Source organism: uncultured Pedobacter sp. (assembly GCF_913776295.1).
Taxonomy (GTDB): Bacteria; Bacteroidota; Bacteroidia; order Sphingobacteriales; family Sphingobacteriaceae; genus Pedobacter.
In genome coordinates, this window is sequence record NZ_CAJYOJ010000045.1 from 1 (window position 1) to 23138 (window position 23138).

Annotated in this window: 20 protein-coding genes; 8 read left to right on the forward strand and 12 right to left on the reverse strand. The window is 38.7% G+C overall.

From position 1 onward, the window contains the following. Positions 1–444 precede the first annotated feature (444 nt). Together hemA and QZ738_RS09060 are read right to left on the reverse strand one after the other, a co-directional pair. Positions 445–1671 carry a glutamyl-tRNA reductase gene (gene hemA / locus QZ738_RS09055; protein ID WP_293786751.1) on the reverse strand — a complete coding sequence of 409 codons (1227 nt, stop codon included), beginning with the start codon at positions 1669–1671 and terminating at the stop codon, positions 445–447. A gap of 475 nt (positions 1672–2146) precedes the next feature. After that, positions 2147–2338: a hypothetical protein gene (locus QZ738_RS09060; RefSeq protein ID WP_293786753.1), complete on the reverse strand. Its 192-nt coding sequence runs from the start codon at positions 2336–2338 to the stop codon at positions 2147–2149. Positions 2339–2437: 99 nt separating this feature from the next. On the opposite strand from QZ738_RS09060, the gene QZ738_RS09065 reads away from it, so the two are divergent. Further along, positions 2438–3262 carry an alpha/beta hydrolase gene (locus QZ738_RS09065; RefSeq protein WP_293786755.1) on the forward strand — a complete coding sequence of 275 codons (825 nt, stop codon included), beginning with the start codon at positions 2438–2440 and terminating at the stop codon, positions 3260–3262. A gap of 125 nt (positions 3263–3387) precedes the next feature. Here the strand turns inward: QZ738_RS09065 and QZ738_RS09070 are convergent, their stop codons facing one another. From QZ738_RS09070 to QZ738_RS09095, 6 genes are all read right to left on the reverse strand, one after another. After that, positions 3388–4662, reverse strand: a complete 1275-nt coding sequence (locus QZ738_RS09070) for a mechanosensitive ion channel domain-containing protein (RefSeq protein WP_293786757.1) — start codon at positions 4660–4662, stop codon at positions 3388–3390. 117 nt (positions 4663–4779) lie between these two features. Continuing rightward, the gene (gene ispG / locus QZ738_RS09075) at positions 4780–6756 is read right to left on the reverse strand and encodes a (E)-4-hydroxy-3-methylbut-2-enyl-diphosphate synthase (RefSeq protein ID WP_293786758.1); all 1977 of its coding nucleotides are present in this window, start codon (positions 6754–6756) and stop codon (positions 4780–4782) included. Positions 6757–7013: 257 nt separating this feature from the next. After that, positions 7014–7625, reverse strand: coding sequence for an RDD family protein (locus tag QZ738_RS09080; protein WP_293786759.1), 612 nt, complete (start codon positions 7623–7625; stop codon positions 7014–7016). Positions 7626–7735: 110 nt separating this feature from the next. Further along, positions 7736–8713: a DUF5668 domain-containing protein gene (locus tag QZ738_RS09085; RefSeq protein WP_293786760.1), complete on the reverse strand. Its 978-nt coding sequence runs from the start codon at positions 8711–8713 to the stop codon at positions 7736–7738. Between the two features lie 4 nt (positions 8714–8717). Further along, entirely contained in the window at positions 8718–9413 is a 696-nt protein-coding gene (locus QZ738_RS09090) for a PspC domain-containing protein (protein ID WP_293786761.1), read from the reverse strand. Between the two features lie 19 nt (positions 9414–9432). Further along, a complete protein-coding gene (locus QZ738_RS09095; RefSeq protein ID WP_293786762.1) occupies positions 9433–10122 on the reverse strand; it encodes an SDR family oxidoreductase in 690 nt (229 codons plus the stop codon). Positions 10123–10269: 147 nt separating this feature from the next. On the opposite strand from QZ738_RS09095, the gene QZ738_RS09100 reads away from it, so the two are divergent. The 6 genes from QZ738_RS09100 to msrA all read left to right on the forward strand — a co-directional run bounded on the left by QZ738_RS09100 (position 10270) and on the right by msrA (position 14889). After that, entirely contained in the window at positions 10270–11004 is a 735-nt protein-coding gene (locus QZ738_RS09100) for an ABC transporter permease (protein ID WP_113949422.1), read from the forward strand. Next, the gene (locus QZ738_RS09105) at positions 11004–11756 is read left to right on the forward strand and encodes an ABC transporter ATP-binding protein (protein ID WP_205056221.1); all 753 of its coding nucleotides are present in this window, start codon (positions 11004–11006) and stop codon (positions 11754–11756) included. Before QZ738_RS09100 ends, QZ738_RS09105 begins: the two co-directional genes overlap by 1 nt. A gap of 53 nt (positions 11757–11809) precedes the next feature. Next, positions 11810–12022 carry a DUF2281 domain-containing protein gene (locus QZ738_RS09110; protein ID WP_293786767.1) on the forward strand — a complete coding sequence of 71 codons (213 nt, stop codon included), beginning with the start codon at positions 11810–11812 and terminating at the stop codon, positions 12020–12022. Between the two features lie 117 nt (positions 12023–12139). Further along, positions 12140–13021, forward strand: a complete 882-nt coding sequence (locus QZ738_RS09115) for a class I SAM-dependent methyltransferase (RefSeq protein ID WP_293786769.1) — start codon at positions 12140–12142, stop codon at positions 13019–13021. 87 nt (positions 13022–13108) lie between these two features. Further along, positions 13109–14158: a hypothetical protein gene (locus tag QZ738_RS09120; protein ID WP_293786771.1), complete on the forward strand. Its 1050-nt coding sequence runs from the start codon at positions 13109–13111 to the stop codon at positions 14156–14158. 188 nt (positions 14159–14346) lie between these two features. Further along, on the forward strand, positions 14347–14889 hold the full coding sequence (gene msrA, locus QZ738_RS09125; RefSeq protein WP_293786773.1) for a peptide-methionine (S)-S-oxide reductase MsrA: 543 nt from the start codon (positions 14347–14349) through the stop codon (positions 14887–14889). Here the strand turns inward: msrA and QZ738_RS09130 are convergent, their stop codons facing one another. Together QZ738_RS09130 and pnuC are read right to left on the reverse strand one after the other, a co-directional pair. Further along, on the reverse strand, positions 14890–15978 hold the full coding sequence (locus tag QZ738_RS09130) for an acyl-CoA dehydrogenase family protein (RefSeq protein ID WP_293786775.1): 1089 nt from the start codon (positions 15976–15978) through the stop codon (positions 14890–14892). 22 nt (positions 15979–16000) lie between these two features. Then, a complete protein-coding gene (gene pnuC, locus QZ738_RS09135) occupies positions 16001–16621 on the reverse strand; it encodes a nicotinamide riboside transporter PnuC (protein ID WP_293786777.1) in 621 nt (206 codons plus the stop codon). 603 nt (positions 16622–17224) lie between these two features. Here pnuC and QZ738_RS09140 point away from each other — a divergent pair. Then, positions 17225–18511: a hypothetical protein gene (locus tag QZ738_RS09140; RefSeq protein WP_293786779.1), complete on the forward strand. Its 1287-nt coding sequence runs from the start codon at positions 17225–17227 to the stop codon at positions 18509–18511. A 207-nt stretch (positions 18512–18718) separates the two neighbouring features. Here the strand turns inward: QZ738_RS09140 and QZ738_RS09145 are convergent, their stop codons facing one another. Together QZ738_RS09145 and QZ738_RS09150 are read right to left on the reverse strand one after the other, a co-directional pair. Then, a complete protein-coding gene (locus QZ738_RS09145) occupies positions 18719–21598 on the reverse strand; it encodes a DNA gyrase/topoisomerase IV subunit A (RefSeq protein ID WP_293786781.1) in 2880 nt (959 codons plus the stop codon). Between the two features lie 986 nt (positions 21599–22584). Further along, positions 22585–23073, reverse strand: a complete 489-nt coding sequence (locus QZ738_RS09150) for a cytidine deaminase (protein ID WP_293786783.1) — start codon at positions 23071–23073, stop codon at positions 22585–22587. Positions 23074–23138: the final 65 nt, after the last annotated feature.

Here is a 23138-nt window from a genome sequence, read left to right on the forward strand (position 1 = left end):
TTTTCTTTCGAAGCCAGTGGGATGGCTTTGTCAGTGGAGCCCGAAAAATTTGTTAGGCCGGATTTAAGCGGAACGGAGATACGGTGCTACGGCCTAGCTACGCCGAAATGCATAGGTTCCGCAAGTCACTCATTAATAGACAATTGCAAAATAATGTCAATGGTAGCGCAGCGAAGAATCTGTCTGCGAACATGTTTCCATATTTTGGAAAAGATCCTTCATTTCATTCAGGATGACAAAAAAAGGAATATCCATGGTGTAAGATGTTACCATCTTAAACTTACTAAATGCTGCAAACAAAAAAATCAGATGGTAGCACCTGACTTCGCAATCTATCTGTTGTCATTCTGAGCGCAGCGAAGAATCTGTCTGCAAACATGTTTCCATATTATGGAAAAGATCCTTCATTTCATTCAGGATGACAAAAAAAACGATACGTTTAAATTAAGGTTGGTTAACCAGAATTTCTTTTGCCATGACCATCGGAACGCTGATGTATTTTTTCTCCATGTAGTTCATTACGCGTTCTAAAACTTCACGAGAGGCTTCGTCCATCTGACTGATTTCATCAGCAAAAACGCCATTGATGGCTGTATTCTTGATTTCTTTAATCTTTCTTGGCACTTCCTGCATCGCTAATTCGATACGGCGTTGTTTTAAAACAGAGAAAAATTCGGTAATGTTATTACTGATAATTTCTTCAGCATGCACCAGTTCGTTATAACGTTCCTGAATATTTTTGCGTGCTACTTCTTTCAACGATTCTACCTCAATATAATGTACAGGATTATTATGGATCACTGCAGGCACAACATCATTCGGAATGGCCAAATCTACAATTACCTTTTTGCCCTGATCGCCATTTAGCAGTTTGGCATATAACGCTTCAGTGATAATTGCTTCAGTAGAACCCGTACAGGTTATGATTACATCAAATCCTTCATTAAAATCTTCCAGTGCAGCTAACGGATAAGCTTTACCACCCAGCTCCTCTGCCAAAGATTCAGCCTTAGAGAACGTACGGTTGAAAATGGAGAAATTAGAATATTTATGTTTATTAAGATATTTTGCAATGTTCTGATTGGTTTCGCCGGCACCAATAATCAAGACACGGGAGTTACCACACATATTTAACTCTTTTAGCTTGCGGTAAGCCAATGAAACCACAGAAACCGGATTTTTGGAGATATTGGTATGCGTATAAACTTCTTTTGCTGTTTTAACCACGCGATCCATAATCATGCGCATGTAATCGCCGGTAAATCCGGCATCGCGACAGTTTTCGTAAGCTTTACGGATTTGAGCAAGAATTTCCTTTTCACCAACCACCAAACTCTCCAAAGAGCACGATGTTCTGAGTAGATGATTAAAAGCTTCTTCATTTTCATACACCGTAACATTATCCAGAAAACGCTCCATAAATTCAGGAGGCAGCCCCATATCTAAAACGGTAAGAAATCTAGTTACAAATTCCTTGTCAGTTTTCTCCTTGGTCAGGAAAACAAATTCTACACGGTTACAGGTTCCGACATAAAAAATTTCGCTAACGGGAAGCTCTGCTTGAACATTCTTCAACCTGCTATCTAAACTCTGGTCACAAATAACTAATTTCCCTAAAGATTTCAGGTCGATGTGGTGATGCGTAAAAGCTATTACTTTTAAATATTCCAAGTGCTTCCGTTATTAACTATTATCGGGATACAAAAGTAACATGGTAAAGGCATGTCACTGTCATTAACCTGTAATTTACATCAATTTAGAACGGTTTTAAATAGCAAACCTAAAGATTGAAAAACTATGTCGATACATGATGAACAGACTCATCTATATTTTTTTTCTTTGGGTTTATGCCCTTTTCTATGCTCTGGCCGGATGTAACCACTTTCTATCCACTGCAGCATATTACGTAATCATGCCAGATTGGTTGCCTGCACCTGGTTTTTTAATTTACTTTTCTGGACTATTAGAAATTATTTTAGGGCTATCATTGTTATTTAAAAAGAGCAGAAAGATTGCAGCGGTGATGATAATACTCATGCTGATTGCGTTTATGCCTGCACACATCTACATGATCCAGAAAGCGCCTTTTATGTTGGGTCAAATACGGGTTACTCAACTAATTGCATGGCTGAGGTTGCCTTTTCAATTATTGTTTATCGGCTGGGCACGGTATTATTACTTTAAAGAATAATTTATGATTAAAAATAATAGGGTTATTTTTTTGAAGCGCAGTGACAGTACTAATAATAAAGGTTCCGTCCTGCTGTACATTACAATCCTTTTGGACAACACCCTTAAATGACAATTTGACGGTTCCAAAAGGGATTTTCATTTCCATCAGGGCTATTTTAGCTAAGGTTGTAATCAGTTTCTTACTATCCTAACCACAACAAAATGAAATTTTGTAGGTTTACATTCTATACCAATCCTTAAAATTATGATTACACAAAGCAATTTTAGCATTAGCGGTGCAGACGGAAAATTAATTATTGGTGACATTACTTTTGATGAAAAAAACCCTAATACTCCCATCGTACTTTTTGTACATGGCTTTAAAGGTTTTAAAGATTGGGGCGCCCATAATTTAGTCGCAAGATATTTTGCCAGTAATGGTTACCGTTACGTTAAGTTTAATTTATCGCATAGTGGCGTACCGGTTGATGATCCAAAAGATGTTACCGATATGGAAGCCTTTGCCAGCAACACCGTATCCAAAGAACTTTTTGATGTAAATGCAGTATTGGATTTTATAGAAAAAGCTTATGGTGCAAACACTAAAGTAAATTTAATTGGCCATAGCCGGGGCGGTGGATTATCCATCATAGAAGCAGCCAACGATTTAAGGATTGACAAACTGGTTACCTGGAGTGCCATTGCTGATTTTAATAGCCTTTGGAAAAAGGAACAGGAGGCAGAATGGAAAAAAACGGGAAAAATCTTTGTAACCAATGCCCGCACTAAAGAACAAATGCCGCTGAATGTGACCTTGCTGGAAGATCTCGAAGAAAATGCAGCGACATTAAATATTATAGATGCAGCAAAGCGCATCAATATCCCCTGGTTAATTATTCATGGCGATGATGATGTTAATGTTCCTTTCGAAACTGCGCAAACGCTGGCAGAAGCCAACACAAATAGCAGATTGATTAAAATTGAAGGAGCGAACCATGTTTATGGGGCTACACAACCTTACATCAGCGAAACTTTACCACCACTTTTATTTAAGGTTTGCGAAAAGGTTTTACTGTTCTTGGGAGAGTAGGTTCTTGTTATGTTGAGCAACGAAGAATCTGTGGCTTGCAAAACACTGCCTGTAAATGGGGCATGTGCTTTTATTACGGAGCATCCACGAGCAGATTCTTCGTTGCGCTCAGAATTACATCAAATTTAATCATCCCCTCTCCTCACAAAATTCCGCATATCGCTGCCGCTAGGGCTTTGAAAAATTTCGAGATCGAAGTAAGGTACCGCAGCCAATAAATGGTCAAAAATATCAGCAGCCACTTCTTCAAAACGTTTTAAACCTTTTTCCTTCGAAAATACATAAATCTCAATAGGCAATCCGTGTTCTGTAGCCTGTAATTGGCGCACCATAAAGGTGAGTTCCTTATTAATATGAGGATTGCTTTCCAGGTATTTTTCTGCATATACTCTAAAAGTCCCGATGTTGGTCATGTGGCGGCCGTTAACCAGATTATTAGGATTTACCGTATTTTCAGCATTGTAACGCTCAATAAAGGCCTGGGTTTCCCGGAGGTAATCTTTCAGGAAATCGATGCTCTGTAATCTGCCGATCAGTTCCTCATCGCAGAATTTGATACTGGAAATTTTAATATTGATGTGGCGTTTAATCCGCCTTCCCTCACTTTCTTCCATTGCTCGCCAGTTCTTAAAAGATTCGCTGACAATGGCATAACTGGGTACAATAGTTACCGTTTTATCCCAGTTGCGTACTTTTATGGTGGTTAAATTGATTTCGGTTACCTCGCCATCGGCACCATATTTTTCTACGGTAATCCAGTCGCCAACCCTAACCAGATCAATTGCACTCATTTGTACCGAGGCGACAAAACCTAAAATAGGATCTCTGAATACTAAAATAAAAACAGCCGTAACGGCACCAAAACCACCAAAAACATATACCGGTGATTCCCCCAGGATAATCGAAAGGATAAGTACAAAACCAACAATGTAAAAGACAATTTTGGCTACCTGTTTATAACTTCTAACGGGTTTATCGGCATATTTCTTCGATGATTCCATAATGGAAACCACCGCATTCAAAAATGCATTTACCGCAAACATTACCGCTAAAACCATGTAGATTTTAGCTAAAATCAAAGCATAGAAATGCCAGTTTTTAAAGTAGATAAAAAGATAAGGAACAACATTATAAATAATGTAAGCGCCAAAAATTAGGGCAAAAGCCCTAAAAACACGGAATTCGAATAATGCTTTTTGCCAGTCCGATTTAGTTTTGGCACTTTTTACCACGCCAATAAACACCTGCCGGGTTACAAAAATGGTAACAAATAAGAATAAAATAACGGCAATAAGCCCGATAAAAAAATAAGCATAAATGAGTTCGTTACCTGCAAGGCCATTCTCAGCCAGCCAGTTTCTAAGCTCGTTAAACAGATATTGAAACTCGGGTATTTTCATCAAGGCAATTTAGGATTTATTGATTAGAAAATTTAATGGTCCCCGAACAATATCGTGATCTATGAGGACGCAGACCACAGCTTACGCTTAATTGCCATGCCTCTTAAGCAATTATTATTAATTCTTTTCTACCCAATTCCCGTCGCCTTTAATGATATCGATCAATTCATCCAGAGCATAGGCTGTAGTTACATTTTTCTTTACTACCTCTTTACCCCGGTATAAAGTAATTTTATCTGGACCTGTACCCACATAGCCATAATCGGCATCAGCCATTTCGCCCGGGCCGTTAACAATACAGCCCATGATCCCTATTTTTATCCCCTTCAAATGGTCGGTACGGGACCGGATTAATTGAGTGGTTTCCTGCAGATCGAAAAGCGTTCGCCCACAGCTGGGGCAAGAAATGTATTCTGTTTTACTGATGCGTGTACGGGTAGCCTGTAAAATACCAAAACTGGTCGAGTTGATTAATGAAAGACTTTGTCCTTTTGCGTCAATCCACACACCGTCGCCAAAGCCATCGGTAAGCAAGGCCCCCAGATCGGTAGCGGCATAAAGCATTAAATGATCGGCATCTACATCCTGGTAAGTTCTCTTGATGATCACCGGAACCTGGATATTTTTCTCTTGCAGCGCCACAAAAAATGCCCTTTGTTCGGCCATGCCGTGAATAGCAGAAGTTTTAACGATCAGCACTACGCTGGTTAACTGGTTAACTGTTAAACTGGTTAACTGCGTCGCATCAATTTCAACAAAGTTCAATAGATCATCTTTATGATCAGCTTTGATAAATTCTTCTAAAGAGAATAAAGGATGACAATTCGTTTTGTCTTTTAGCTTTAACCAGGTTGCATAATGATAAACCTGTTTTAAATTTCCTGGAAATGAAAAAGATGGTAACTGATCACCTAAAAAGGCTAAATCACAGGCCTGATCGGCCAGATTATATTTATCTAAACCTGCGCTATAGTTATAGCCAACCGAACTCAAGAAGTAAGGATCTTTTAAATTTTCTTTTGAAACATCAATCATTACTACCGGATGGTGATGCCCGCCAATATGTTGCACAGGAACGGCTATACGGCGGTTATATTCGTAAGGGCTGTAAGTTGGGCGCGGAGCGTTGAGCGTAGAGCGTAGCTGATTTGACTCCGGACTCTGGACTTCGGACTTCGGACTTCTTAAAGCATATCGGTCTGCCAAAGCTTTTGCTACTGGTGCTTCAAATTCAGGATCTTCAGTTAAAGAAACACGGATGGTATCGCCCAAACCATCTTCCAATAAAGTTCCAATACCAACTGCTGATTTAATACGACCATCTTCACCATCACCAGCTTCAGTAACACCTAAATGCAAAGGATAATTCATTCCTTCTTTAGCCATGGTTTCTACCAACAAGCGATAAGCTTGAACCATCACCTGGGTGTTACTGGCCTTCATCGAAATCACCAGGTTATAATAATTCTGGTCTTCGCACATGCGGATAAATTCCATTGCCGATTCGACCATACCACGTGGGGTATCGCCATAATGGCTCATAATCCGGTCGGAAAGTGAACCGTGATTGGTACCGATGCGCATCGCCGTGCCATACTCTTTACAGATTTTCACCAGCGGAATAAACTTTTTATAAATCCGGCTTAACTCTGCATTGTAGGCATCCTGCGTATATTCTATATTCTCGAATTTCTTTTTATCTGCGTAATTGCCTGGGTTAACACGTACCTTTTCTACTATACGGGCTGCCATCTCGGCGGCATTTGGCGTAAAGTGGATATCGGCAATTAAAGGCACCTTATAGCCGCGCAAACGCAATTCTTTTTTAATATTGGCCAGATTTTCGGCTTCCTTGATGCTTGGTGCGGTAATACGGACATATTCGCAGCCCGATTCTACCATGCGGATGGTTTGCTCTACCGTTCCGAGGGTGTCCATGGTATCAGTAGTAGTCATAGACTGGATACGAATAGGGTTATGGCCGCCCAAGGCTATATCACCAATCTTTACTTCACGGGTTAAAAACCTTGAATAATCTGTTAAACTGTTGCAATATCCGCCAGCCAGATCATGTTTTGCCAATATATTTTCCATCTATCTGCAAAGATAAGGATTGTTAGAATTTTTGATGTTGTTATGTTGTAATTAAATCGCAGTAATCCTAATGACATTTTTTTTTGGAAACGGAAGAGCAGTATTGCATGGCAAATGCAGCCCCGCTTTTTGCTTTACTCCGTTGCACTTCGTGTTCGCTCCACTCGGGTTTATTCTTTAACGTTGGGTGGGTTTAGCCGTATTGAACCAGCCTAACTAGAGCATGCTCCCGGATAAGTGTTACCAGGCTCTACTAACTAAATCAACCGATCTTTAATTACCAAAGTATTGGCTACAATATCATGCCAGCACTGATGTTTCTTATTCAGAAAACTATACAGATAACCAAAGAAAACCGGAACTACAGACATGATTTTTGAAAGATTTCTGGCCAGGGAACTACCAAAAGAAACCCTGCTCCCTTCTAAATCGGTTACTTTAATATTGAGCAGTTTTTTACCAATGGTTGCCTGGTTCTTAGTTGCTTCAGCGATGCTGCCATAAAGCAATTTGACTAGAAATATCAAAGGAAACGGAGCTAAAAAGGCCATAATCCGCTGTTCTTTTCCTTCGATGTATAAATAACTGGTTAAAATGATAACGATATAGAAACCGAAAATCATAAAATGATCAATTACCGAAGCCAACAGTCTTTGATCGAAAGCGGCGAAATATTGAGGTGCAGTTTTTTGATAAGTAAAACCCAAAAGCTCACGCATTTCAGGAATGGCGTGAGCTTCTTTGTAATCGTCCATCCCGGGTTTACGTATAAAGGTATTCGCACTGATGTTTAAATCTTTCAGTTCGTTTAAACTATACGGCCCCTGCGGCTTTCCATTAATTACAACAGTATATTGATCAGGATTCATCAAATAGGATCAGGATTATGAGATTTTAGGATTGTAAGATCAGCATTTAATAAAGATTTCGTTGACGAAGTCTTAGCCTTACGCCTTCTACCTTCCAACCCTTAACCTTTCTAGTATCTGCTCACTTCAAAGTTACTTAATCCGCCATCTAAATTGATAAAGATTTTTTTGGTTGAGGTTTTGTAGTTTGAAGTTTCGTAAACGCCATCACTTAACTTTTCAAAACCATCAAAATCCTTAGCTGATAAGCCTGTTTTGGTTTTAATCCGGCAACCTGAATTAGTTGGCACAGCAATTTTTACATCGGCTACGCCAGATTTTACGATTACATCCGTTATTGGCAATAAATCTCCGAATTTAATATCCAAAGCTGCTGCTCCGCCATCAAAGCGGAAAGTACGTACTTTATAGTCGGCAAAATCAAAGTTGGCTTCGCCGGCTCCAAGTTTCATCAAGATATTCCAGTTGGCTTCTTTGTTCAGTTTAAAGTTAACATCGTTACTGCCATCACCAAAATTCCATTTATTCTTTTTATCGTCCATCTGGAAGGTAAGTATGGTAGCACTATCGGTCAGTAATTTCTTCAAAGAGAAATTACCATGTTTTTTCTTAACGTCAGCATTGATCAATTCGGATGTTTCACCATCAAGATTAAATGAGATACCTCCTCCGGAAATATTTAATATTGTTTTTTTAGCATTATCTGCTGCTACAAATGGCTCAGATAAGCTCATGTGATTATACGAAGTGTCGTTATCATCATCGTCGTTATCATCATTATTGTGTTCGATATTAATGTCGACATCTTTTTTAAAGTGGCGTCCCCACCAATTGCCCTGTTCAGGTACCTGTTGTCCTCTATAAAAAAGAAACGAAAGGGCCACCACTAAAACACCAATTGAAATGATGCTGCCGGTTTGCGAATTGTTTCTGTTAAACAGGATATTTAAACCTGCAATAATTAAGAATACGGGCCAGAAGCTCCACACGTTGCGCCAATAAAAAGTGATTACGCCAAAGTTTTCCAATAGAAGTACACCGCCAATAAAAAGCAGGATGATACCCCACATTAATCTATCTAATTTCATTTCTTTAAACTTGAGGGTGAGCGGATGTTGAATGATCGTCTGTTTTGACTGGTGATGCAGGTTCGTTTTCTACTATCGTTTCCGAAAAATCAGCTGTTTTTTGTTGTTCAGCATCCTGTTGCTGTTGAAAAGCCGCCCAGTCATTTTTTCTTTTTGATTTGGCTATGATACTGATGCCTAGAGCAATAAATATCAATGGCCACATGTATCTGAATAAGTTACGAATACTAAACCAATCAGGTATAAAATCCATTTCGCGCATTAGGAAAAAACATCCGATTACCAGTAGTACCAATCCGCCGATGGTGCGGCCGGTATCATTCGATTTATTAAACTTACTAAAATCAGGCTGTGTTTCGAACGGTGTTTTCTGTGTGCCGTCTACAGGTTGTGTCCAATTCTGATTTCCCTGATTAGCAGGTCCGGCGAAAGGATCGGCGGTTCCAAATGGCTGTGCATTTGGGTTTTTGTTACCAAAGTAATCGTTAAATTTAGAGAATTTTGCTGCCGGATCGTTATTCACCGGAACAATAATCCACATGATAATATAGGCAATTAAGCCACCTCCGGCCATAAATATGGCCGATAATGCAAACAATAACCTGATTATGGTAACCTCCACCTGCATATAATCAGCAAGTCCCGAAGCTACCCCTGCAATCATCTTATCGTGTTCGTTCCTAAAAAGCTTCTTTTCCATAACGTTGTTCATTTTGTGTTTAAAAATCAAGCGGAGTAATTAAAACCTCATCTACATTTACCCCTTTACTTAAGTTTAAAATGGTAAATAAAGTTTCAGCAATATCTTCAGGCTGTACAAATTTTTCATCCGGAATTGTTGTGCCTTCCCAGGATGAAGTTTTAGTAGCGCCTGGCAAAAAAGCTGTAACCTTAACATGGTGAGGTGCTAACTCTTGCCGCAATACATGATTAAGACTCAACATCGCTGCTTTTGTTACACTATAACTTCCGGCATTTTTTGGAGGTACATTACTTGCTATCGAACAGATGTTAAATATGTGGCCCCGCTGCGCTAAGCGCATCCTTTTGCCAAAGAATTTGCTCAAATAATAAGTGGCATTTGTGTTTAAATGTTGTTGTTTTTCAAAGGTTTCGTCATCCTCATCAAGCATGCTGCCAGGCAAAAAAACCCCTACGTTGTTGATTAAAACATTTATATTATCAAAATTTATGGTGGTCGAATTTAGAAAAGCATATACTTCTTCTTTAACTGAAAAATCTGCTGCGTGGATAAAAATGACATTTCCATAAGGGCTTAACTCCTCCTGAAGATTATTAAGGTCGCTTAAACTCCTCGCTACTAAAATCAAATCGTACCCGTTCCGGGCAAATTTAGTCGCAATAGCTTTTCCAATCCCCTTAGTTGCACCTGTTATTACCGCTTTCATTATTTATGGTTTAATTTTTGTTAACAAAAAACCATAATTATATTCAAAACCACGAATATTTTTGTAATTAGCAAAGCGCTCCAACTTTTTTATCGTTTCTTTGTAGTAGTATAGAATGATCATTTAAATTAAGCAAATACATACGGAATGAATTTTACCAATTTCGGCAGATACATCCTGCTACTTAAGTCTGTATTCAGAAGGCCGGAAAAACTGAAAATATACCTGAAAGAAATCGCCAAACAAATGGATTATGTCGGCGTTGGCTCTTTAGGTTTAATTGCTATTATTTCTACTTTTATCGGTGCAGTAATGACTTTACAAATTGCTTTCCAGTTGGTTAGTGATTTTATTCCAAAAACCATTATCGGTTCTGTAAACCGCGATTCAAGTATATTGGAATTAAGTCCAACTATTAGTGCAATTGTACTGGCAGGAAAAATCGGTTCGGCCATTTCGTCTGAAATTGGATCAATGCGGGTTACCGAGCAGATTGATGCCCTGGAAATCATGGGTATTAATGCACCGGGATATTTAATTCTCCCAAAAATTATTTCGGGTATAACCATGGTACCCATGCTGGTTATTATTTCGATGTTTTTAAGCATTACCGGTGGCTATATTGGTGGCTCGGTTTCGGGAGCAGTAACACCAGCAGAATATATTCAAGGTATTACCACCGATTTTAACCCTTATACCATTACCGTTGCTTTGGTAAAAGCATTTGTATTCGGATTTATTATCACATCTGTTCCGGCTTACGAAGGATTTTATGTTCGCGGTGGTGCACTGGAAGTTTCTCAGGCCAGTACAAGAGCTGTTGTAATTAGCTGTATTTCTATTTTAGCTTGCGATTATATCGTGACCCAATTGTTATTGTAATGATCGAAATTAAAGATATTTATAAGTCATTCTCCGGAAATGAGGTTTTAAAAGGTATTTCCGGAAAGTTTGAAGAAGGTGTAACCAATTTAATTATTGGTGGTTCCGGCTCGGGAAAAACAACCTTACTAAAATGTATGGTGGGCCTGCACCAACCAGATTCTGGCTCAGTATTGTATGATGGACGCGATTTTACCCCGATGACCTATGAGCAGCGTATTGAGGTACGTAAAGAAATTGGCATGTTATTTCAAGGCTCTGCCCTGTTTGATAGTATGACAGTTGAAGAAAACATCATGTTTCCGTTAAACATGTTTACCGATCAAAGCAGAAAGGAAAAGCTGGAGCGGGTAGATTTTTGTCTGGAACGGGTAAACCTGGCTGGCAAAAACAAATTATTCCCGGCTGAACTATCTGGTGGCATGAAAAAACGGGTAGGTATTGCACGTGCTATTTCCATGAATCCAAAATACTTGTTCTGTGATGAGCCTAACTCGGGTTTAGACCCGAAAACTTCCATTGTAATTGACGAACTGATCAAGGAAATTACGGAAGAATATAAAACCACTACCATTGTGGTGACGCACGATATGAACTCGGTAATGGGTATTGGCGATTACATTCTATTTTTGCACGAAGGAAAGAAATTTTGGGAAGGCAGCAACAAGGAAATTGCCCATACCGATATTCAGGAACTGAATGACTTCGTATTTGCCAGCCGTTTTATGAAAGCTGCAAAAGATAAGTTTTAAGAAAATTTGTATATTTGTATATGACTACGGCTACCAAAAATATCATTCACAAATTGGAAACCTTACCAGAAAGCATGGTAAATGAGGTTGAAGATTTTATTGATTTTTTAAAAGCCAAACATTCAAAAAGTTTCCCTAAATCAGCAGTTGAAAAAGCAAATGTTGTTGAAGAACCAAAAAGCTTATATGGTGCTGCGAAAGGTACAATTCTTTATATCTCTGATGATTTTAATGAACCATTAGATGAACTAAAGGATTATATGTAATGCGTCTAAATTTTACTAAATAAAATCGTCGTTGCGAGGCACGAAGCAATCTCCTTCTGTATGTATTGCATTAAGATTGCTTCGTACCTCGCAGTGACGGACCACATACAATATTAAATGATACAATTACTCGCCCCCACCCATTGGAAAGATTATGAACTGATAGATTGCGGGGATTTTGAAAAATTAGAACGTTTCGGAAACGTCATCCTCATCCGTCCCGAACCGCAGGCGGTATGGAAAAAAACATTATCAGAACAGGATTGGAGAAAAGCAGCCAACATTACTTTTAAAGGCCGTTCGGCAACTTCAGGCGAGTGGGTAAAAAAAAATCAGTCTATTCCAGACCGCTGGCATGTAGAATATAAAAATAATGAAGTTGCCATTAAACTTCGTTTGGGTTTAACTTCATTTAAACATGTGGGCGTATTTCCGGAGCAGGCAGTAAACTGGGATTATATCTCCTCATCAATAAAAAAGTTTAAAACACCACAGCCTAAAGTTTTAAATCTTTTTGCCTATACCGGGGCGGCATCGCTCATTGCAAATGCGGCTGGCGCAGAAACTACCCATGTAGATTCGATTAAACAGGTGGTAACCTGGGCAAATGAAAACCAGGAGCTTTCGGGATTGAAAGATACCCGCTGGATGGTTGAGGATGCGCTAAAGTATGTGAAAAAAGAATTAAAAAGAGGTAAAAAATACAATGGAATTATCTTGGACCCGCCAGCTTACGGCCATGGCCCTAATGGAGAAAAATGGAAACTGGAAGACCATATCCAGGAAATGATGCAGGACGTGGTGCAATTATTGGATGAAAAAGAACATTTCCTTATCCTAAATACTTACTCTCTTGGTTTTTCTTCAGTAATTGTTGAAAATTTAATCCGTACTTCTTTCCCTGCAGTTAAAAATCTCGAAACAGGAGAACTTTATTTACAGGCCACTTCAGGCATTAAATTGCCGTTAGGCGTTTTTGGCAAATTCTGTAATGTGTAAATGTTGAATACTTTATTTTAAACTACCATATTTCCGCCCTACTTTCATTGGTCCGGAAAAAGACTAAAATTTAATTATCTTATATCTATGAAATTCCCTTCATTAGCAGGCACCATCATACTTGGTTTTGCCGCAATCAGCTTATTTGCCAACTGTAATTCAGACAGTAAGGGCGGAAGCAGCATTGGTAAAATCTTTTCAACTGATACCACTAAAAAGAAAACCGACTCAACCGCAAATGTTATGAAACCGGTTGATCCAAAACTTTACGATTCATTAGTAAAAAAACTAGCAAACGGAGATACTACGGGAAGATGGCCGGTTAAAAAGCAACCATATCCTTTGGCAGGCGCTATTTTACCTTTTAAACGCATTGTTGTTTACTATGGGAACCTGCACTCGAAAAAGATGGGTGCACTTGGCGAATATGCGCCTAAAGAAATGTGGCAACGCCTGAATGCTGAAGTTAAACATTGGGAAAAAGCTGATCCTTCTACACCTGTACAACCAGGATTACACTATATTGCCGCAGTAGCCAGTGGAACACCCGGAAAAGATGGAAAGTATATCAACAGGATGGGTGATAAACAAATCGATTCTGTTTTGAAAATTGCCAAAATGCAACCCAATACCATTGTCTTTTTAGATCTTCAGGTTGCTTTAAGTACCATAAAAGCAGAATTGCCCCGTATTGAAAAATATCTTGAACTGCCTTATGTACATTTAGGAATCGATCCAGAATTTTCAATGAAGGATGGTTCGTTGCCTGGTAAGAAAATTGGCACCTATGATGCTGCAGATGTAAATTATGTAACACAATACCTTGCAGATATTGTTAAAAAGCACAATCTGCCTCCGAAAGTATTTGTATTACACCGCTTTACAAAAAAAATGGTAACCAATTCAGCTAACATTAAACTACGTCCGGAAGTACAGGTAGTGATGCACATGGATGGATGGGGCGAACCCGAATTAAAAAAAGGCACCTATCGCCACTTTATACAAAGCGAACCGGTACAGTTTACTGGTTTTAAGTTGTTTTACAAAAATGACCTGAAAAAAGAACCAAAGCGGTTAATGACTCCGGAAGAGCTGTTAAAGCTAACTCCAAAGCCGATATATATACAATATCAATAAGTTTCCAGCCTGTAATCAACATTACAGGCTTTTTTTTAATCCCTTAACGAATGCTGTTCATAATTATAAAATCAGCGCGAATCAAAACCTGTAAGAATAATCAAGCGCTAAACCTATTGCAATATCAAAAAAATGTCTTTTTTTTGAATTAATCTAAAATTTGGAATAGATTTTATATTAAGAAGATTATGCAGATAGCAACATTTGGCGGAGGCTGTTTTTGGTGTACCGAAGCCGTTTTTCAAACTTTAAATGGTGTAAGCCAGGTTACATCAGGCTACATGGGAGGGGATTTAAAACATCCCACCTATATGGAAATATGTAACGGCGATACCGGGCATGCAGAGGTGGTTCAAATCACATTTGATGAAATTATTATAACGTTCGCTGAACTTTTATTGATATTCTTTAAAACCCACAATCCAACAACCTTAAACAGACAAGGTAACGATGTTGGCACTCAATACCGATCAGTAGTCTTTTATGAAAATGAGGACCAGAGAAAGCAGACAGAAAAAATGATTGCAGATTTAACAGAACAACATATTTTCGACAAGCCTATTGCTACAGAAGTTGCCCCGGTAAGCGAATTTTATGAAGCAGAAGATTATCATCAAAACTATTTTGGCCACAACCAGTCAAAACCATATTGCGCCTTTGTAATACAACCTAAACTGAACAAGTTTATGGTAGATTTCAAAGATAAAGTTAAATCAGCACTTTTAGAATAGTTAGCTATCAAAAGTAAGTAAGGCATGCTGGCTGGCGGTGTGAAGATCCCTCCAAACCCTATTGATTTCCGACTCTTTCTTTGCCGCCTCTAAACCACAATATGGGAACAACATGGCTACTATTTTCCAACAGGCATGCGCCAATTTACGGCTGTTTGAACTTACCTCCTTTAACTTGTCATCGCTAATTTTACCCTTATTCATTAACTCATCCCATGACTGATCAAAAGAAAGGTAAAATTGCGTACGTAGGCTTAACAATTCAGCTTTGCAGTTGTTAAGCACATTGTTAAAAAACAAAATCTGCGTTTCGCTATATCTTCCCAATCCAGACCGGGCATAAAAAGATTGTTCAACCAGTTTAATAAAATGATTGGTCATTCCTAAGCTATTTACTGCCAGTGTGGTTTCTGCCAGCTGCAAAAAAGGAAAATCAAACCCGCAATCGGCCACTTCAATTTGCTGGTTAATTTCAAAAGTCCGATTTTCATCCACATTTAAATTACAAACTTCAAAAGCATGGCTTCCTGTAGCTATTAAACCAAAATACGACCAGCCTGGTAAAATATTTACTTCTTCTTTTTTAAGAATAAATGACTTGATTTTAGGCAATCCGTTTTCATCCAGAATATCATCACCGCTTTCATTTTGGAGGGTACAATTGGCGGTAAATATAGTAGCATGTAATGCACCGCTGGCGTAACTCCACTTCCCATTAAGCAGATAACCTTCCCGAGTTTTAACTGCTACTCCACCAACAGCGCCACTTCCTGCAAAACAAACCTCAGGGTCAGCGAAAATCTCTGCGGCCAATGCAGGATTTAGAAATCCGGCAAACCAGCCTGCGCCTGCACAAAGTGTAACGGTCCAGCCTAAACTTCCATCGGCTTCTGCTAATTCTTCTTCCAACCTTAAAATTTCCGGAAGCTTTTTCCCTGGCCCACCGTAAACCTCTGGTACGAAAAGCTTAAACCAATTTTCCTGATAGGCAAGTTCCAGAATTTCGGGATGTAACCTGCCCATTTCTTCAGAAACTGCGGCATAAGCTTTAACTTTTTCCTGCCAGGTAGGGTTTAATGTTTTGTTCATAACTGGTGAGTAGAAAGGATGATTAGGCTATGCTGAGTCTATTTTTGTCAATGATCTTTTTCCATTCAAAAAAACCAAATATAGCTACGATGAACAAAAACGTTGTTAAACAGGCCATTAGTGGAAGTTTTTTGTGGAAGAGCAATGGGATGGCCACAATATTGGATATATTCAGGAATATCCAGTTTTCAATTTTGCGTTTGGCCAATAACCACATGCCTGCCCATGCTGTTGAAGATACAAAAGCATCAAACAAAGGTACATCCGAATCAGTATAATGCCTCAATACCAGATAAAGCACCCCAAAACCTACAATAGAGATCAAAACTGCAATGGTTAATTCCTTATTGCCTGACCAAGATACCTGGTTTTCGCCATCCAGCTTTCTTTTTTTCCAGATAAACCAACCATAAATGCTCATTGCCAGATAATAGACGTTGAGAAGCACTTCAGCATATAGTTTTACGCCCAGCAGTAAAAACATCCACAATAGAACAGAAATTATTCCGGTTGGATAAAGCCAGATGCTATTTTTTTTTGCCAATAAAACTTCGGCTACACCAAAACCCACAGCCAGCCATTCGATTAATGAGGTGTGTAAAATCTGCTCCTGAAAAAGCTTAAACCAGTCTTGAAAACTCATTTACAATATTTGTTAAAATCATTGAAAACTGCTTTCAGGGCAAAACAGCAAGGTAATGCTAACCTCTTTCCTACGTCGGTATTATCCGCATCAGGTTCATTAAAGGTAGAAGGTTTAGGGTGTAGGGTTTAAGGTTAAATAACCCTAAACCTTAAGCCTTTTGCCTTAAACCTCTAAATGGGTATAATCTCAGCAAATTGACGGCAACAGAAATTGCAGCATCAACAAGCACCCCTTTGAGTGAGGCAAATATAGGTTTTTTATATTAATGAGATTTAAAATATAATAAGCCACCCCTAATCTACTTACCTCAATGAATACATGAGCAATAAAATATTGTTTTTATCAATGCATATACCGGACTAACATATTGGTCGAGCCTCGATATTCAAAGGATCATGAAAGAAATTCATATAAGATACTGTCATGTTGAGTCTCGGAACATATTTAAATTCCAATAAAATACTCATATTGATTCACTGGAAGCTCAAAAGCCAAATTTATAGTTATGATATCACTCCTTTGCTGCTTTGTAACGGAACACATCATCAGTTCTATTCCTTTTTCATTTAGGTTTCTCTATCTTTATGGAAAGCGATTATTATGAAAATTTCACTCTCTCTCCTTATCTTATTTTTCTTGCCTTCTATTTTATTGGCCCAAAAACTTCATTATAGCTCTTCCCTGTATCATGCACTACAATCAGCCCGATATCTTAAAAAGGATGTTTTGGTGATCATCAAGTCAGAAAACACAAATAGAGAAAAACAAAACCTGCTTTTTAACGATCCAGAAATCGTAAATAAGGTAAACGCACATTTTATTTCTTACGAAACAAATTATGGCGACACTACTTTAAAATCAATAATTCAATATTATAATATCCAAAACTGCCCAACCTATATTTTTTTACATAGCGATATGGAGTTGTTTTACAGAAGCTTAGAATCTGAAGCGCCAAAGGAACAATTTCTAGATATATTGAAACAGGCAGAGGAAGCCTCACAAGAAACAACCATTAAAAGAGCAAAAGAAGATTATTTACAAGATACTTCTGACATCACTAAATTAAAACGATTAATCAATATACTTAAAAAGCGGGGTGTAACGAATAATGCATATTATATCGAACAATACGCCAAAAAATTAAGTCCGGCATCTTTTAACGACTATCAAACAATACTATACATATTGGAAGCAGGTCCAATCATTAATGGAATTGCTTACAGAAAAGTTTTTGCAAATCGGGTTATAATAGACAGTATATTCAGAAAGGAACCAGAACAAACAAGGGCATTTATATTGAATGTTATTTCAAATAACACCATGTTTACTGCCATAAAAACGATTTGTTTGGCTGATGCTCAGAATACAGCCAATTTCCATAAAAACCAATGGCAAAATAACCAATTTAATGGCCAAAAAATCTATAATGAAAAAATGCTTTTTTACTATAATGCTGTTAAAGACACTAGTAGCTATTTTAAGCTGGCCACCCATCACTATGATAAATATTATATGGGCATTGGCATCGATAGTATTGAAAATTTAAAGTTACTGGAGAGGACCGATAGTACATCGCGGTTTAAACCAGGATGGAAAGCAAAGTCATTCCCAGATGGATTGAATGAGGTGGCTTGGAACTTTTATTCATCCGGCACCAAAAATCGCGAGCAACTTTTAAAAGCTGTAAAATGGAGTAAAAGATCTATTAAATTAGATCCAAATCCAAATAATTTTGATACCCTGGCACATTTATTCTATTCGTTGCAAAACTTTAAAAAAGCGATCAAAACCCAGGAAACTGCAATCAATACGGCAAAAATTAACGGATTTCCAACTGATGCCTTTTCAAAAAACTTATTGAAGATGAAATCAAAAACACTATGATTTCATAACCCTCTACACTATGGTTGAAATAGCAATATAATTAAACTTTTAGCGGCGAATTAATTCCTCATACCTATATCAATGTAAAAATAAAATTTTTCCCACGCATGCGACACTCTCAAAGCTCATCGCATTAGAATTCCTATCTATGTTGGAATGATGAACGGCAGATAACCAATTGAATTAAATTGATAGCTGTAGAGTTTATCAAAACAATCCCAACTGCCCTTTATCGTCAATATCGATATCATCCGGGTTGGTGATTTCGAAATCTACCTTTTTTACGGGCTTTTCGTCTATCTTGGATTTATCACCGGCTTTAACATCTTCCTTTTTTTCTACATCAAGCTCTGATTTCGGTTTTTCTACTGCAGCAGGCTTTTCTTTAACTTCTGGTTCTTCAGCCTTAACCGCTGGCACTTCTGTACGTTCGAACTTTGGTTTTGGTGGTAATACAACAGGTTCATCCGTTACTGTGGATTCAGTCCCCTCATCGATTACCGGTTTCTCATCAACAGCTTCCGATCCATACATTGACTCCTCTTCGCCACCTTCTTCCGTAATTTTCTCATCTGTTTCTTCAACAACTATTTCAGGTTCTTCTAAAGCAACTTTCTGAACATCATGCGGAGATAATCTGTTACCGTTCGCTTTTAATCCTTTAACATCAATCAGTTCTGCCAAGGTCAAATCCAGTGTTTCCGGAATTTGAGTTTTGCCTTTTAACACATCAACAATAACTTTTGCCGCTGGATTTGAAGTGAGGTATAACAACTTCGATTTTTGTTCTTCACTGATAAAGATGGTTTTCTTGCCATTGGCCTGCAGTTCGAACACAAAACGTTTTATAAAATAATTTTGTGCTTTGCCTTCAAAATGCACTGCGGCAAAAATCTGCTCGGGATCAAATTTCTGGATCAAAATTAACCCATCATCAAAATGATTGCTCAGTTCAAAAGAACTCAATTCGTAGTATCCATCTTTATGTACCTGCAAAATACGGTCGTCGCCATCAAATTCACCCAGGTATTTTCCGCGACCATCAACGTTCAGTCGCTTTAATAAATCATCGTACCAGATTTTTAGTCCGGATAAAGTAGAAACGCCTTTACTCTTCAGCACAATTTTCTTAACCGGGTATTTGGAAACGATATTACCCTGAGAACCACGTCCTTTGATGGCCACTTCAGCAAAATCAAGATCGAACTGCAGTTTACGCAATTTAGAGTGCGGCTTCAGCGCTACATTAATCACTTCAGCTTCTCCATTAGGATTAGCGGTAAAATATAAAACCTTAGATCCTTTCGATCCCTTGGTTAAATCATACTCCTTATCGCGGGTTACCCCTACTACAGCAAACCTTTTAATATAGGAAGTACCGCTTGCTCCATCCTTATAAACCATATTATAAATGGTGCGCTCGTCGTTTTTCTTAAAAACCTGCACATGGATAATGCCTTTACCCACAAAAGTTTTGTCGGCTACTTTGGTAATGATGCATTTTCCATCCTCACGGAAAACGATTATCTCATCAATGTCCGAACAATCGGCCACAAATTCATCCTTCCGTAAGCCCGAACCCACAAAACCATCGGCACGGTTTACATATAATTTTACGTTGGCCAGGGCAACTTTCGACGCTTCAACCCGATCGAACAAACGGATTTCGGTTTTACGTTCCCTTCCCTTTCCGTATTTATCCTTCAGTTTCTGGTACCAGGCAATGGCATAATCAGTCAGATGTTTTAGGTGATTTTTAACCACCTTAATTTCATCTTCCAGGTTTTTCATCTGCTCATCGGCTTTTTTCACATCAAAACGGGTGATGCTACTCATTGGCTTATCAATCAGCTTCTTAAAATCTTCAGGTAGTATTTCGCGGTAAAGCGATGGTTTAAATGGTTCAAATAAAATATGTAATACCTCAACCACGGTATCAAAATTGGCTGAGTTTTCATATTCAGGATTCTTATACATGCCCTCCTGAATAAATATTTTGAGTAAGGAACTAAAGAAAATTTTCTCCTGTAATTCGTGCAGGCGGATTTCGAGTTCTTTTTTAAGTAAACCCTTGGTGTGTTTTGTATTTTCGATCAGGATATCGTTCACACTTAAGAAGTGCGGCTTATCGTCCTGAATAATACAGGTATTTGGCGAGATCGATACCTCACAGGCGGTAAAAGCATAAAGGGCATCGATGGTTACATCAGGCGAAATACCCGGCGCCAGGTGCACCACAATTTCAACATTGGCGGCCGTATTATCTTCAATCTTTTTGATCTTGATCTTGCCTTTATCATTGGCAGATAAAATGCTGTCGATCACGGATCCTGTAGTAGTACTGAACGGAACTTCGCTAATAACCAGCGTCTTCTTATCCTTTTCGGTTATTTTGGCACGTACCCGGATTTTGCCGCCGCGCTGACCTTCGTTATAGTTCGAAAAATCGGCCATACCACCCGTAAAGAAATCGGGCAGAATATTGGGGCGCACGCCCCGTAAGGCTTCCATCGATGCATCCAGCAGTTCGATAAAATTGTGCGGCATTACTTTGGTAGCCAAACCTACTGCAATACCTTCTGCGCCTTGCGCAAGCAATAATGGAAATTTAACAGGTAAAGTAATCGGTTCATTGTTACGCCCATCGTAACTTAACTGCCATTCGGTCGTATCAGGATTGAAAACCACTTCATTGGCAAATTTGGATAAACGCGCCTCGATATAACGTGGTGCTGCAGCGCTGTCACCCGTAACCGGATCGCCCCAGTTACCCTGCATATCAATCAGTAAATCCTTTTGCCCAATCTGTACCATCGCATCGCCGATGGAGGCATCACCATGCGGATGATACTTCATCGTATTACCAATGACGTTGGCCGCTTTGTTGAAGCGTCCGTCATCCATCTCTTTAAGAGAATGCATAATACGGCGTTGAACAGGCTTTAAACCATCGTTGATATGCGGAACGGCCCTATCAAGAATTACATAAGACGCATAATCGAGAAACCAGTTTTCGTATAAACCGTTGATTGGGGTTATGGTATGTTTGTGCTCTTCGTTTACGTTTTGATCTAATTCTTCACTCATTTATCTACAGAAATTGGCAGCCGTAAATATAATAAAAATGATGGCACAGCGTGAAGAGAGGTTATTCACATTTTGCAAAGTGCACCCATCCTATCGGCTGATGTCGGAAGTGCCTAAATTTTAACTTAATTATGTTGATTTGGAAAGCAGGGTTCCGTAGTTGCATTAAGTGTCAGTCCGGCTTTCCGATGCGATCTTTTTTGCCCGCAAACCATGCTCGGCCCACAAAAAAGGATCTCCCCTTCAATCCGGTTTAGGTGGATAGTTTTGTGCCGCTATTAATGGGGTATAGAGCAGAAAAGCTTATATTCTTAACCTTTCTTCTACGGTAAAAAATAAAAAGATTAAAAAATCCTTCACTACGTTCAGTATGACAGCTATCCATCTGGTCCTCACCTGACGAGATCAAGATTTGCTTGTCATGTTTTGAAAAGCAGGGTTAAGCTTATATTACCTTAAATGTCTTATATGGTAAAAGAAGCGAAAAAAGATCCGCTACTGCGTTCAGGATTGATAAATCCAATCAGTGATGTCTAACCTGCCTAAATTTTAACTTAATTATGTTGATTTGGAAAGCAGGGTTCCGTAGTTGCATTAAGTGTCAGTCCGGCTTTCCGATGCGATCTTTTTTGCCCGCAAACCATGCTCATTCACAAAAAAGGATCTCCCCTTCGATCCGGTTTAGGTGGATAGTTTTGTGTTGCTATTAATGGGGTATAGAGCAGAAAAGCTTATATTCTTAACCTTTCTTCTACTGTAAAAAATAAAAAGATTAAAAAATCCTTCACTACGTTCAGTATGACAGCTATCCATCTGGTCCTCACCTGCGGAACTTAAGATTTGCTTGTCATGTTTTGAAAAGCAGGATAACGTAAATTCTATTAAGTCTTAAATCAGCGAAAATAAATATAAACCTCAATAAGATACTGCTGAAATCATAACATATAACATGCTTTGCAAACTAACAACTTAGAACTGAAAACTGATCACCGTTCCAACCGATCCTCAACAAAAGCAAATGGTATCAAACTCTTTACACTCGGCACTTTTAAAACTTCGCCGTTTAAACAGTAAAAAATTACCTCAATAGGTTTGTTTTGTTTGCGTTCAAATTCGACCATCACCTGTAGGCAACCTCCGCAAGAGGTTACCGGCTTTGAAATCTCAAAATTATCGGTCTGGGCCGTAATTGCCATACTTTCAATCACCGCATCCGGATAAGTTGCCCCAATACTAAAAAGTGCAACCCGTTCTGCACAAAGTCCTGAGGGATAGGCTAAATTTTCCTGGTTGCTGCCTAAAACAGTTTCTCCTGAGGCCAGGCGGATGGCCGTACCTACTCTAAATTTAGAATATGGCGAATAAGAACTACGTAAAGCCTGTTCTGCACTTTCGCAAAGGTTTCTATCGGCCAATGTCAGTTCCGAAATACCAGCATATTGTTCAAAAGTTATATTCAAATTTATTGAATTCATTTCAAAGTGATTTGGAACCGCTAATGCTAATTTTTTTTACAGCGGGCGAACAATTTAGGTTATTT

Bases quoted from the DNA above. Each gene is read 5' to 3' on its own strand.
- QZ738_RS09060 (WP_293786753.1), bottom strand. From the start codon at position 2,338: ATGGAAATGAAAATCCCTTTTGGAACCGTCAAATTGTCATTTAAGGGT.
- QZ738_RS09065 (WP_293786755.1), top strand. From the start codon at position 2,438: ATGATTACACAAAGCAATTTTAGCATTAGCGGTGCAGACGGAAAATTA.
- QZ738_RS09070 (WP_293786757.1), bottom strand. From the start codon at position 4,662: ATGAAAATACCCGAGTTTCAATATCTGTTTAACGAGCTTAGAAACTGG.
- ispG (WP_293786758.1), bottom strand. From the start codon at position 6,756: ATGGAAAATATATTGGCAAAACATGATCTGGCTGGCGGATATTGCAAC.
- QZ738_RS09080 (WP_293786759.1), bottom strand. From the start codon at position 7,625: ATGAATCCTGATCAATATACTGTTGTAATTAATGGAAAGCCGCAGGGG.
- QZ738_RS09085 (WP_293786760.1), bottom strand. From the start codon at position 8,713: ATGAAATTAGATAGATTAATGTGGGGTATCATCCTGCTTTTTATTGGC.
- QZ738_RS09090 (WP_293786761.1), bottom strand. From the start codon at position 9,413: ATGGAAAAGAAGCTTTTTAGGAACGAACACGATAAGATGATTGCAGGG.
- QZ738_RS09095 (WP_293786762.1), bottom strand. From the start codon at position 10,122: ATGAAAGCGGTAATAACAGGTGCAACTAAGGGGATTGGAAAAGCTATT.
- QZ738_RS09100 (WP_113949422.1), top strand. From the start codon at position 10,270: ATGAATTTTACCAATTTCGGCAGATACATCCTGCTACTTAAGTCTGTA.
- QZ738_RS09105 (WP_205056221.1), top strand. From the start codon at position 11,004: ATGATCGAAATTAAAGATATTTATAAGTCATTCTCCGGAAATGAGGTT.
- QZ738_RS09115 (WP_293786769.1), top strand. From the start codon at position 12,140: ATGATACAATTACTCGCCCCCACCCATTGGAAAGATTATGAACTGATA.
- QZ738_RS09120 (WP_293786771.1), top strand. From the start codon at position 13,109: ATGAAATTCCCTTCATTAGCAGGCACCATCATACTTGGTTTTGCCGCA.
- msrA (WP_293786773.1), top strand. From the start codon at position 14,347: ATGCAGATAGCAACATTTGGCGGAGGCTGTTTTTGGTGTACCGAAGCC.
- QZ738_RS09130 (WP_293786775.1), bottom strand. From the start codon at position 15,978: ATGAACAAAACATTAAACCCTACCTGGCAGGAAAAAGTTAAAGCTTAT.
- pnuC (WP_293786777.1), bottom strand. From the start codon at position 16,621: ATGAGTTTTCAAGACTGGTTTAAGCTTTTTCAGGAGCAGATTTTACAC.
- QZ738_RS09140 (WP_293786779.1), top strand. From the start codon at position 17,225: ATGAAAATTTCACTCTCTCTCCTTATCTTATTTTTCTTGCCTTCTATT.
- QZ738_RS09145 (WP_293786781.1), bottom strand. From the start codon at position 21,598: ATGAGTGAAGAATTAGATCAAAACGTAAACGAAGAGCACAAACATACC.
- QZ738_RS09150 (WP_293786783.1), bottom strand. From the start codon at position 23,073: ATGAATTCAATAAATTTGAATATAACTTTTGAACAATATGCTGGTATT.